8 protein-coding genes and 2 pseudogenes are annotated in these 12,957 nt (G+C 36.7%); 3 read left to right on the top strand and 7 right to left on the bottom strand.

Going from position 1 to position 12,957, the window contains the following annotated elements; all coding sequences use genetic code 11:
- A partial coding sequence (locus tag H131_RS24940) for a DUF7852 domain-containing protein (RefSeq protein WP_010858861.1) occupies positions 1-541 on the bottom strand: 541 nt, incomplete at its 3' end.
- 709 nt (positions 542-1,250) lie between these two features.
- Between H131_RS24940 and H131_RS26100 the strand changes: the two are divergent.
- A pseudogene (locus tag H131_RS26100) lies at positions 1,251-1,322 on the top strand (YjcZ family sporulation protein); the annotation flags it as partial.
- A gap of 237 nt (positions 1,323-1,559) precedes the next feature.
- Positions 1,560-1,679 carry a YjcZ family sporulation protein gene (locus H131_RS23575; protein ID WP_010858859.1) on the top strand — a complete coding sequence of 40 codons (120 nt, stop codon included), beginning with the start codon at positions 1,560-1,562 and terminating at the stop codon, positions 1,677-1,679.
- Positions 1,680-2,128: 449 nt separating this feature from the next.
- Here the strand turns inward: H131_RS23575 and ltrA are convergent, their stop codons facing one another.
- The 5 genes and pseudogenes from ltrA to H131_RS09290 form a co-directional block, all read right to left on the bottom strand.
- Complete coding sequence (gene ltrA, locus H131_RS09310; RefSeq protein WP_010858858.1) at positions 2,129-3,934, bottom strand: group II intron reverse transcriptase/maturase; 1,806 nt, start codon at positions 3,932-3,934, stop codon at positions 2,129-2,131.
- Positions 3,935-4,646: 712 nt separating this feature from the next.
- A pseudogene (locus H131_RS09305) lies at positions 4,647-5,053 on the bottom strand (SAM-dependent methyltransferase).
- Between the two features lie 348 nt (positions 5,054-5,401).
- Positions 5,402-6,064, bottom strand: a complete 663-nt coding sequence (locus H131_RS09300) for a peptidylprolyl isomerase (protein ID WP_010858856.1) — start codon at positions 6,062-6,064, stop codon at positions 5,402-5,404.
- 126 nt (positions 6,065-6,190) lie between these two features.
- A complete protein-coding gene (dinG, locus tag H131_RS09295) occupies positions 6,191-8,962 on the bottom strand; it encodes an ATP-dependent DNA helicase DinG (RefSeq protein ID WP_010858855.1) in 2,772 nt (923 codons plus the stop codon).
- Between the two features lie 588 nt (positions 8,963-9,550).
- The gene (locus H131_RS09290; RefSeq protein WP_010858854.1) at positions 9,551-10,036 is read right to left on the bottom strand and encodes a hypothetical protein; all 486 of its coding nucleotides are present in this window, start codon (positions 10,034-10,036) and stop codon (positions 9,551-9,553) included.
- Positions 10,037-10,478: 442 nt separating this feature from the next.
- On the opposite strand from H131_RS09290, the gene H131_RS09285 reads away from it, so the two are divergent.
- On the top strand, positions 10,479-11,753 hold the full coding sequence (locus H131_RS09285; RefSeq protein ID WP_010858853.1) for a cation:dicarboxylate symporter family transporter: 1,275 nt from the start codon (positions 10,479-10,481) through the stop codon (positions 11,751-11,753).
- A gap of 806 nt (positions 11,754-12,559) precedes the next feature.
- Here H131_RS09285 and H131_RS23570 read toward each other — a convergent pair.
- Positions 12,560-12,706 carry a sigma factor-like helix-turn-helix DNA-binding protein gene (locus tag H131_RS23570; RefSeq protein WP_010858852.1) on the bottom strand — a complete coding sequence of 49 codons (147 nt, stop codon included), beginning with the start codon at positions 12,704-12,706 and terminating at the stop codon, positions 12,560-12,562.
- Positions 12,707-12,957: the final 251 nt, after the last annotated feature.

Genomic DNA, 12,957 nt, shown 5'->3' with positions numbered 1-12,957 from the left:
CGAGGTTTTGGAAGAAAAACTTATCCAATCGAGCATCCAGTTGGGTATGTTCATTAAGGAAGTTCACTTCGGCAAACTCGGAAATTCCTAAGATTGGAGTAGGGCCTCCAGCTTCTTGTGGGAAAGTGAGGTCTGCAAAACCAGAAAACGGAACATCGGCAATTCTATCTCGAAGTGCCCCATTACATTCTGCTGAAGCATATTCTATATTTTTACGAATATGTCCTGCTACAAATAATTTAGCCCGTGTTACCCTAAAAAAGTCAGTGCCAGCAATACGTGTGAATCTAACCGGTACCAGTTTAACTTGATTCAGGAATACATTTTTTTTCACTCTTTTGATTTCAGTTGCTGCAGGATTAAGCGTAATATCTGACTCCACAACAATTTGAAGTGTTGGTTCTGCAAGAACTACCGGTATTTTAATAATTGGAGTGGAAAGCGGTGAAGCGATGACTGGGGTATTCGCACTAGATAATGGTGTTTGTTCAGTTGATGATACAGGACAAGGTTGGATCTGATTATCTAATTGATCACTCAAAATATTCCCTCTTTTCATTTAATAGTATAGAGAACTCTCTCTATATAGCTAGAGTATGTAGTAATCAAATCTATGCATAGACGTTTTACTTGTTCTTTTACTCATTTTAATAAAGGGAATTTTTGAGCTAAGAGATAGGTTTTTAATTATCCTCTAGTCCCTTGGCTATCATAATTGCCTCGAATTTGCTATACTTGTGTACCTTTGGAAGGATGAAATAATTGTTTCGAATAGCTTTTAAATAGCCGTCTAGAATCGGTAAAAAAACCTTTGGCTTAGAATCGTGTACTTCCTTGCTTTCCCTTCCAAAGCTATTCCTTGGAATGCTTCTTCAGGTTGCTCCACAATAGTTTCATATTATTCATTAATCTATAAATTCGAAACGACCATATAATTGTTCCCAAGCCCACTCCTGATTTAATCCAGACGCAATGATTTCGGAAAAATTTAAGTGGTATGGATTAAGCTCTGCCATTGCTTTAACCTATCCAAGCAGCTTCTAACTGTTTTTTGTGTACTCATAATACGTAAACACGATTATTTATTCATCAAAAGAAAATATTGATTAGATAAACACCTCCATTCCTTTTTACAACTAACATATTATAGATTGTAGAAAGGAGGGTTTTTTATGGGATATTCCGGAAATGTAGGTAATTACAACAACAATTGTTATTACGGAGGCTATAATAGCGGTGGCTATGGTGGCGGTTCCTCATTCGTCCTAATTGTTGTTCTATTCATCCTTTTAATTATTGTCGGCGCTAGTTTCTTGTATTAATCTTTATAATCCTCCGTTGCTTGTTAACACCGCATTGAAATATATATTATGATATGGCTAATTTAGCCTTACGCCCCCTTATTTCAGGGTCACTTTTACAAAGGTGACCTTTTTTCATTAAATCTCTTGATATAACTTGATTATTATTTTTAAAATTTATTTTATTGAATAGATAAATATCGCAACTCCATTTGACAACTATACATATTATAGAAAATAGAAAGGAGGGAAGTTATTATGTCTCAAGATTATAGTAGTGATTATGGCTCTAATTCTGGTTCAAAATTCGCCCTAATTGTGGTTCTATTCATTCTTTTAATTATTGTCGGCGCTAGTTTCATGCATAAATCTTATTAACATTTTAATTTTTCAGGTGTAAAGAGTTAATATAGAAGGCTAGCACCTTCATTATTGGCAACTATCAATAATCTACCTTCTCCCTTCTGCGAATTATCATAATAGTAGTATAATGCAATCTATCAGCTTTATTCACTCCTGTTATGACCAAAGGGTCACCCCCAGCCTGGTGACTCTTTTTTATTCATAAATGTCAAATGTCTAAGTGTACCTGTTTAGCAAACGTAATATGGTAGTGTCATGAGTAATCTACAAATTCAATTCTTTTGTTCACTTCCAAATAGAAACACGCTCCCCATAAATAATTGGTCACTTTTTGAATTGGAAGTGACCTTTTTTTTACTTACAATTTATAGCAATAGGTAAGACTTTGAAGTTATCTCCATCTTTTCCCCTGCTCCACACCCAACGTGCAGCTTTCACCGCATTAGGCGTTCCATCTTATTCTTTTAGCCTAAAGCAACTAAATTACATTTCTTACGAAATTGGTTTAATTTCTCCAATTGTTTTCCATCCAATTGGAGAAGGCTCTTATATCGTTCAATCGTTTCTGTTTCTGTAGCATGGATTAATCTGTGAACATTTCTATGCACTATTACGAGATTCTTGAATTCATCTGTACCTCCCATATGGCGAGGGATTCTGTGATGACAATGGACTTCTTCTGCCACTAAGAATTCTCCTGTTATCGCACATTTCCCTGACTGCATGGAGTATCTTGAAATTCGGTTGTCTGCGTACTCAAGGTTATCGTTATAGAAGGTTGTTTTTAACAGTCTGTTTATTTCAATAGCTACATCGTTCTTTAGCTGTTTATGTAGCTTTAATCTTCCTTCTTTCGTATAGTTGCATAAATCTTGGCTAAAATTTCTACTGTTCACAGTTTTTATATCTGCTAAAGGAAAAAGGTGGGTACCCCCTATTTCAAATGTCCTGAAATTATTTTTGTTAAATCTTTTATATGTTTCTGAGGGTTGTATAGGTATTCCGTATTTCCCAATAGATTTGAGTCGATTGTATAAGGTTCGAGAGAGCCGATAGGCTATTTTTGAAAAGTCAATATTCACATGCGTTGCAATCTTGTAATAGTTTTTAATTCCGAGAATATATAAGTTATACCCCGTAGCCGTTTTGGCTGTTGGACTTTTTTGGATTTCGTGAATTAACTTTCTAGCTTTTTGCAGAATTGTTTTCACTTTATCATCCATAACATGCGTGTTAGCTACATATTTCTTTCGTTTTCTTACTACTTTAAGGGAGAATCCGAGGAAGTCGGATGCCCTTTTTCTTAAATTAGTAATTTGTGATTTCTCGTTAGATATGTCAAGATTTAAGCGATTCTTAAGATAACCTTTAACGGCATGATAAATTTTGAAGGCATTCTTATGGGAGTTTGTAAATATCTTAAAGTCGTCTGCGTATCGCACAATATACATTTCCTTTAAAACTGTTGTTTTCTTTATTCTTGAAACTTTGATTGGCTTCTTTTTATAATTGAACTCGGTTTTCATATTTTCCCATTGCTTACTAATCCACCAATCCAAATCGTTTAGTACAATATTGGATAGGAGAGGTGATAGAATCCCTCCTTGCGGAGTTCCTTTGGTCGATATTCCTATACCTTTCACAGGTGCTTTAAGCATTTTTGATACTACCCTTAGTACCCTCTTGTCACAAATCCCTATACTGTACATTTGTTTTATCAGTTTCGAGTGGCTTACATTATCAAAGAAACCTTGAATATCTACGTCTACTACGTGATGATTGTTTGTAAGGTTAGCAAGATATTGGCATCTTCCTATTGCATGATGAGTTGATCTATTTGGTCTAAAACCATAGGAATGGTTATAGAACCTAGCCTCACAGATGGGTTCTAGTACTTGTTTAAACATTTGTTGTATTAATCTATCTCTCATGGTTGGGATACCTAATGGTCTAGTTTTCCCATTTGGTTTTGGTATTTCTACCCTTCTAATCGTTTGAGGTTTATAGTTTTTTAAAATTGTTCTGATTTCATCAACGAAAGTTTCAACATCTTCTATTTTATATTGCTCTATGGTGATACCATCTGTACCAGCAGTCTTTGAACCCGTGTTAGCCTTAATATTCCGATAAGCTAGTAGAATATTATTTTTGGATATGATAAGTTCGTATAAATTTACACCTTTTGTTGCGGTATTTTTACTTCTTTCGTAAAGGTCATCAAATATACTTTGCATATCATAATATTCTGTATGTCGTAGTGTTGTACTCACCGATGGTGTGTTGCCCCTTTCATCTGAAAAGTCCCATCATCTTACTCGACCTTGTGAGTTTCATTTAGTTGATTTAGTTTTCAAAGAACAAGACTTGGGGCTATCCCTCCTCGGTCGTTACTCGCTTCATTGGTACTGTTCCCCTACTTTCACAAGGATAAAGAAATTTTGGTATTCACCTTATATCCACCATCCCGATAATAGTCGTTTGAATAGATGTTCCTTGCTTACAACGTTCCGAATAACCTGGCTCTGCATATATCTTTAGGTGCTTACTATGAGCCTGTTCATTTATACTCTCATTGTTAAGTATCTCGAATTTCCTGTCGAGGATTCGTACTTTTCGATAATGAACTCTGCTTGTGCAGTTTATCCTTTTCAGAGATAATACACTTTTAGACCCGTACATTCGCAAGTTTGTCAACCCTGACGGGCATTCTCACCATAGATATTTTGTAGCATCCCGACCTATCGAGAACCATATCCTTTCTTAGCGACTTAGGTACTCTTCAGCCGACTTTACCTAGCTTCATACACGTCCTGTCTATTACCATTCCATGCATGTAGGAGTATCAGATAATTCGTTTCAGCTCAACATGACGGCTTTCATTCCGAATTTCGGTTAATCAGTTGTGGCTGTTATGACAGCCCTCCCATTTCGTGCATATGCATTTATAGGGAAACGTTTCGCACCCTCAAAGTGTTCAGTAACTTACTTCATGAACACGAGCCAATGTGTCTTACTTCTACGATTACTGAAAAGTGGACTAACACCAATCGCTTTTAAAACTTAGCCAAGTTTTATTTGGTCCTCATTCCACTTAAAAATAAGTGTTCCGTTTGTCTTCAAAACTCTCATACATTCATTGAATCCTTTTGAAATATCACCTTGCCAAGTATCTTCATCAAGTCCAACCATGATTCCTCGCCTGCTTTGAATAAATGTGGCGGATCAAAAACGACTAAATAAAAACTGGTGTCCTCAAATGGCATGTTTCTTAAATCCGCTAATATATATGGATTAACCTCTAATTTTCGACCATCACATAACGTATCGCTTGTTTGGCGAATATCCATATACAGTGCATCTTCATTTTGTTTGTCGAACCAAAATTTCAATCACTCCTTACGCAAATTGGAAGCTGCTATTGATTTTAATTTTCTATTTCCAGTATTCTACAGCGTTCTTTCTATCTTCATACCATTTCTCTCAACAGGTTGATGCCTTTATCACCTCATCTACGCATCGAGTCGAAGTAACTCGCTACACTGTAGATTTTTACGAGCAAACCTGATGAAAACTAGAGTACCCAGAAAAATTAAACGGCTTGAGTCCATTAAATTATAGGGCTCAAGCCGTTTAAGTATTTTATTATTTTGACTGTCTCCTTGTCAGAGAGCAGTTTTTTATGCTGCACTATTACTTACAAAGTCATCAAATTAGTATGTTTCGGATTGTCATACTCTCTATTTTTGTACTTTTGGAGCAGGGTAGTCAAAACCCTTCGTATCCACTTCGACCTTTTTCATTTGCTGATCTTCTAACGGCTTATTTGCACTATCTCGGTCAGCGGCAACAATTGCATCAACTGTTTCCATTCCCCCGATTACTTTCCCAAAAGAAGCATAATCTCCGTCAAGGTTTAGTGCTTCTTCCACCATAATAAAAAATTGAGATCCTGCAGAATTCGGATCATCTGTCCGTGCCATTGAAATAACACCACGTTCGTGTTTTAGATTATTTTCAAAACCACTTGAAGAAAATTCACCTTCAATGGAATATTCTGGTCCACCTGATCCATTTCCTAAAGGATCTCCACCTTGAATCATAAAACCAGGGATAACTCGATGGAAAATCAGACCATCATAGTACCCTTCTTCAACTAAGGAAATAAAATTAGCTACCGTATTGGGAGCTGTAGAAGGCTCTAATTCAATCACAATTTTTTCATCATTGCTCATGGTAATCGTCACAATCGGATTTTCTTTCACAGCTGATGAATAATCTGTTTTTTCGCCTGATTCCTTAGCCGTCTTCTCCTCTTCTGCTGATGTGCCACAACCCGTCAAAACAAAAGCTACTGCCATCAGACTAAAGACAAAACAAAATACTTTATAACGCCCTGACATATTCTTGTCAACTCCTCTAAATAATCAGTTTACTAATAGATAACTTACACAACTTTATATATGCACTGATATTGAACTCTAACGTTTCACAAAAATCCCCTAGGTCTTAATTTAGGGGATTTACAGTTATTTCTGCCAATTACTTAATTCTTTCAACAACTCAGGCAACTGCAATTTCTTGACATCAATTGGCGGCAAGGCCTTAATAAATTCCTTACCATATGATTTTGTGCTGATGCGGCGATCCAAGACGATAAAGGCACCTTTGTCTTGTGATGAGCGGATCAACCGACCAAAGCCTTGTTTAAAGCGCATGATAGCTTCCGGTAATGACAGTTCATTAAAGGAGTTGTGCCCTTGCGCTACTAGGTGTTTCGCACGCGCTTTAAAGACAGGTTCCTCTGGTGACGAGAACGGCAGACGTACGACAATGACAGAGGCAAGTGCGTCGCCTGGTACGTCAACACCTTCCCAAAAGCTGTTTGTACCAAAGAGCACCGCATGACTAAATTTTTGGAATGATTTTAGGATGCGCATGCGACTACCGCCTGTAACGCCTTGTGCAAAGAGCATGTAGTCGTCGAGCAGCTCACTGTCTTGGATGAGCTCAACCGTTTTTCGTAACATGTCCTGCGCTGTAAATAGCACGAAACAGCGTCCTTCCGTCATACGAACTGTGCGTGTGATGGCGTGCGCAACCGCTTCAATATATTCATCCTGCGTGACATGTTGAATATCAGGCATATCTGTAACGATATAGGCCTTCGCACCGGCATAATACGCTGGTGGTGCCTGTAATTGTACTACTTGTACACTATCGGAAATGCCGAGTTGTCGTGTAACAAAACGTTCATTACCTGGCACAGTTAACGTCCCTGATGTCCACACGATACTTGCTTGTCTTCGAAGTGGTGCAAGTACTTTTTCAATAATTGGCGTCACATTAATGGGCTTTTTATAGACACACAGACTGCCTGGTACGCTGCGTAAATCAAACTCAAGCCATACAGAATTATCTTCCTGTGGGGCAAGGAAAATTTCTTCCCATTCGACGACTTTCAGCTTCATTTCGCGAATCCAATAATGCCACTCTGATAAAATGAAAACTTCATTTTTATCTAATTGTTCGATATCGTTGTCAAAGGCTTGGCCCGCTTCCGTTGCTAGGTCTAACCACTGCTGGAGAAGCTTGCTAACGTGCAAGAATGGCTCTTTCGCCAAAGATACGTCCTCCAAAAACAAGGTGCATTTGCTACCTATTTGCTTGCCCTTTATTTGTTGCTGCATTCTTTGTACGGCACGCTGAATGGTCTCATCAAAAACACGTTGAAGGCGGATAAATTGTTTATCAAGTTGCTGTAAGTGTTGCATGGGTACGCGCTGTTTTTTCTTGGCAGCTTGGCTAAATTGCTGAAAGAGCGCTGTGTCCTCCATTGTACCAATTTGTCCAAACACATATTTCCACTGCGTATAGGATAAAACTGTTTCATCTTGTTGCATGGCAGATTGAATAAATTGATGAGCCTCATCGATAATCCAACCGTCAATTTGTGTAAAAATAGGTGTTTGGCGTACTAAATCGCTGAGTACCATCGAATGATTGGTTACAATACAATCAGCTGCTTCACTATTTTTTAACGCCTGTTCATAGAAATCGAAGCCCTTTGACGGTTTTTCATCTGGCATTTTACGAATTTTTTCTAAAAATAACTGCCCTCCGCCTGATACATTAAGCTCGCTTAACACACCCGTTTCCGTTTTGGTAAGCCATACGAGCAGCTGTAAAATCGTAAAGGTATCATCATAGGATTCGTCCGCATAGGCCATATACTGTTCAAAGCGTGTGAGGTCAATATAATGCTGCATCCCTTTTAGTACAGCAATATTGACCTTTGTGCCGAGGATTCTTTCAATTTTCGGAAGTTCCTCTTCCACAAGCTGTTCCTGTAAATGTGCTGTGTACGTACTGATGGCAATTTTTTTATTGTGTGTACGGGCATATAAAATGGCAGGTAATAAGTAACCGACCGTTTTGCCGATGCCTGTTGATGCCTCAATGACACATTCTTCTTTATCGTTAAGCGCCTGCCAGATCGTGTCCATCATCGCAAATTGTGCTGGTCGTTGCTCGTAATTCGGCATAGCTTTTGCCATGAGCTCCTCTTTATCGACAGCTGTTTGTGGGTAAGGTGCCAGTTCCAGCTTATTTGCATATTTTTTTCGTCCATCACAAATAGCAAAATTACGGAAATAGGAAACGTTGTCATGTGTTGTGACATGTTGACGTTTAATTTGCAGTGCCTCAAAGAACAGCTGAGATAAATTTGATTTTAAACGGAACGAACGCTTATGCATTTGTTCGAGTGTCAGTTGAGGTAGACTTAGTAGCTCCTTCCAGCATTGTTTGAAAAGCTCAGCCGTGGCACGTGCGTCATCATCCGCTCGATGTGCATTGGCTAGCTCAATATTTAAATCTGCTGCTAAATCACCTAACTTAAAGCTTAATGACATAGGGAATAAGATTTTCGCTAGTTCAACAGTATCCATTTTCTTGCCTTGCCATTTTGGTAAACCCGCTCGCTTAAACTCTGCTTGTAAAAAGGATAAGTCAAAATCCGTATTATGCGCGACAAACACACAATCGGTAATTAGTTCATATATGTAGTCGGCATGCGCTTCAAACGGTAAGGCATCCTTTACATCCTCATCCGTAATTTGCGTTAAATCTTGAATGAAGGATGGAATGGCTTTACCTGGATGTATAAACTTCGTATACGTACGCTCAATTTCCCAATCCTTCATAATAACAATGGCAATTTGAATCATCCGGTCACCATTTGCAGGCGAATGACCAGTTGTCTCCAAATCTACAATTGCATACTTTTGACTTTCCATCATACATCTCAACTCACAGTTCACATTTGATAGATGAATTTTATCATAAAACTATGTATCAGGTCATGCTTCTGTCGTTTTTCATTCGCTTCTTTTGAGTGATTTAAGCGTTTAGTCAGAAAGGTTGAGCGGTTTTCATGAAAAACTGGGCTACTTCAATTCTTCCTGTTGAAGCTGTTCAATACTTTTATTCTTTTATCCTCTATTAAGAGTTTCAATCTGTTTTATTGTTAGAATGAAGCAAGAGGCATTTTTTAAAACAGAAAAAAATCCTGAGGTTTTTGTAAAAGTTCCCCATTATTCCCAGATCGAAATGGAGAAAGAGTAATTTATTGCATTGCATATAACGAAGCATCTAGCCCATCGTTTAGAAATATAATTGTCATATTATTTTAAAAAACGAAAGATGGAATGAAAATTCAATTTCACTCCATCTCTTTAAACAAACTTATTATTTGTGAACAGCTTCGATGATGATGATTTCCAACTAGAAAATTATTCGACGAAAAAAGACAGCAAAACACTGTCTTAGTAAGAAGATAATATTCACGTTGTTATAGATACGAATATTAAAAACACTTATCTAGTTTTTTAGTGAATTAACTCTACTTTTACCTTTAGTTTTATATCTGTAGGAGGCTCTTCCTCTTCTACAACGGAATATATGACATAAGCTCCTTCAGGTAATCCGTCAAATACCTGTTCAAAACTTTCTTTACTTTTTAAAATACCATTTGCGACATTTATTTCTCTATCTACATTTTGAATTTTGTAAAAAAAGCTTTCAGTACCAGTATTTAATAAGGATATTTTAAATGGAACACTACCAGCATAAGTAAAATATGATTTACTTTCACCTATAGGAGATGCTATTTCTGCATCAATCTCAATAGGGTGAAAACCTCCCTTTGGTTCTTCGTCTTTCTCCTTAGGAGTAGTGTCAAAGAAAACAGGTTCGTTTTTTTCAACTTGTGACGCTACTTTTGAAGATGATTCTTCTGTTTTAGATGAAAATGTATTACACCCTGATAAGAGCACAATAAAAATACAGAAACAAGCTAATTTATAAATTCTCATAACTTCCCCTATCCGAATTAGTAAATATTTGTAATTATACCATAAAGCACACATTGTTCTAAAGTATAAAAAAGATGAAAAGACTCTTTGTCCTTTCCTTCTTTATCTATCCCGACCAAAATTTTCTCCTCCCCTAATCACATATAGAGCACCAAGAAAAATCATGTCACCTCTATGAAATCTATAGCAATGAGATGATTTTTAATCAATCTGTAATATAAATAATGAACGTTACAAACTCTAAATTCGAAGATGATGTCATCTCGATACTTACGAAAATCGTCAAGCAAGGGTTACTATTACAAATTTTTTTGAAGTCATATATTCAGATATTTCTCAAAAATGAATTAATTTTTTATCGGATTTTGTCGGATTTCGTAAGTCCTCCGTATTATACAAGTAAGACATGTCTTAAAAATTTAATATTTGGAGGTACGAGGTTTTGAGGAAGAAATTTAAAATCAGTTTAGCCACGCAAATTTTAGTCGGTTTGATTTTAGGTATTATTGTTGGCGGTATCTTTTACGGAAACCCTAAAATTGAAACATATTTACAACCATTAGGGGATGTTTTTCTTCATCTAATTAAGATGATTGTTGTACCGATTATTATTTCGACTTTAATCGTAGGTGTTGCTGGAACTGGAGATATGAAGCAGCTTGGACGATTAGGTGGGAAATCACTTATTTATTTTGAAGTTATTACAACGGTAGCAATTGTTGTCGGATTACTTTCCGCGAATCTTTTCCAACCAGGCGCTGGCCTCAATATGAACGAGCTTTCTCAAGGAGATATCTCGAAATACGTTTCGACAACTGAGGAAGTACAACATGAAGGACCTTTCGATATTATTGTAGGTATTGTACCAACAAATATTATCCAATCTATGGCTGAAGGTGATATGCTTGCGATTATCTTCTTCTCCGTTATCTTTGGTCTGGGTGTTGCTGCCATCGGGGACCGAGGTAAGCCAGTTTTAGGCTTCTTCCAAGGTGTAGCTGATGCTATGTTCTGGGTAACGAACCTCGTGATGAAATTCGCTCCAATTGGGGTATTTGGTTTAATTGGTGTAACCGTTTCCAAATATGGATTCGCTTCTCTAATACCACTTGCTAAACTTGCTATACTTGTTTATGCAACAATGCTATTCTTTATCTTTGTCGTTCTTGCACTTGTGGCAAAATTCGCAGGTGTCAGCATCTTCTTCTTAATTAAAGTATTAAAAGATGAGCTGATTTTAGCATTCTCAACAGCAAGTTCTGAGGCTGTGTTACCTCGAATCATGTTAAAGATGGAGAAATTAGGTGCTCCAAAGGATATCGTATCCTTTGTTATTCCAACTGGTTACTCCTTTAACTTAGATGGTTCAACACTTTATCAAGCCATTGCTGCCTTATTTATCGCTCAAATGTACGGCATTCACCTAAGCATTGGTGAACAAATTACGTTAATGCTTGTATTAATGGTTACATCTAAAGGGATTGCAGGTGTTCCAGGCGTATCCTTCGTTGTACTTTTAGCAACTTTAGGTACTGTCGGCATTCCAATTGAAGGTTTAGCATTCATCGCAGGTATCGATCGTATCCTTGATATGGGACGTACAGTCGTTAACGTAATTGGTAACTCACTTGCGTCATTAGTAATGGCGAAATGGGAAGGCCGTTTCGATACAGAAAAAATGAAAAATTACTTTAAAGATAATGGAAACCTAGCATAAAAATTATCACGTTATATAGCATTGCACTGACCTAAAAATAACACAAATAAAAACACCTTACGTTGAAAAATGGGGATTGAATACCAAGAAATCAGCGTAGGGTGGTTTTTCTATGGATACAAGAATGTCCGAAATGCATCGACTTCATCACCCTGTTAGGAAGCAATATACATAAATCGAACATTTGCCGCTACAATGACTTCCTACTCCAATTTTTTATGCAAATATGCACATCTAAACAAAGTCTTTTTACGACAGCTAAAGCATAAACGATTAATATTATTGGCGGAAATTTGCCTATTTTCCCTTTATAAGATTTTTATACGCTGAACGCCAATATTGTAATTGGATTTTTGTTAGACCCATCTGTTTTGCGTATTCTGTTTGAGAAATAGTCTCTGAATGAAGTCTTGAATAATCGCTAATGCATTTCACTCGTTAATCTAGTCTTAAAAAAACTACACCTCCAATTGTGATATGCTCCCCTTCTGGAGACAGATTAAAAAATAAAATCTGTTACCTAATGAACTGAACCCGTTTTGTTTTTTTGTAGCAAACTAATATGTTATTAACTTTAGTAAGAGGACTCTAAGAAGTAAAATCTTTTTCAAAAAAAGTTAAAACTATACTTAGATCTTATTTAATTAACACTAATATTTGATTAGGCCCTGTCCGCTCAAGTACACGATATCCTTTAGTTACATTTGTCCCAATTTCACTTGCTTTTTCTCCCTTTTAAAAGCGTCTGACAAAATAGCATCTAATTTAATTCTTTAGAAGGAATAGGAATTTCATTAATTGCCTCTTTAAATCGGTTTTGTTCGTTCATCTATGTACATTCCTTTTAGTGTCTTTTTGATTTTCGCTAACGCTCTCTTACCGTTAGATTTGACCGTACCAATCGGTTCGCCAAGTATCTCTGCTATTTGCTCAAAAGTTAAATCCTCCCTCACTTATATAACTCCTAGAAGTTGATTACGTTACAAGAATTTAGAAGTTTTTTACACTTAGAGCTATTATAAATTTCTCAATCACCAATCTCTAACTAATTAGGTTCACCATAATGTAGTTAATTCTCATCAAAAAAATAAGCATATTCGAAAGCTGTATCATTTATCAACAATAACACTATTCGCTTTTGATATGATTCACCACAACCTATTAGCTGGCGGTTTTTTTAAAATAATCGCCGGTTATTTTAATT

Origin of the sequence: Lysinibacillus sphaericus OT4b.31, assembly GCF_000392615.1 — a bacterium.
Lineage (GTDB): Bacteria > Bacillota > Bacilli > Bacillales_A > Planococcaceae > Lysinibacillus > Lysinibacillus sphaericus_B.
Note: the sequence above shows the minus strand (reverse complement) of the source record. Positions and strands in the feature narration are given on the sequence as shown.

Bases quoted from the DNA above. Each gene is read 5' to 3' on its own strand.
- H131_RS23575 (WP_010858859.1), top strand. From the start codon at position 1,560: ATGTCTCAAGATTATAGTAGTGATTATGGCTCTAATTCTGGTTCAAAA.
- H131_RS09300 (WP_010858856.1), bottom strand. From the start codon at position 6,064: ATGTCAGGGCGTTATAAAGTATTTTGTTTTGTCTTTAGTCTGATGGCA.
- dinG (WP_010858855.1), bottom strand. From the start codon at position 8,962: ATGATGGAAAGTCAAAAGTATGCAATTGTAGATTTGGAGACAACTGGT.
- H131_RS09290 (WP_010858854.1), bottom strand. From the start codon at position 10,036: ATGAGAATTTATAAATTAGCTTGTTTCTGTATTTTTATTGTGCTCTTA.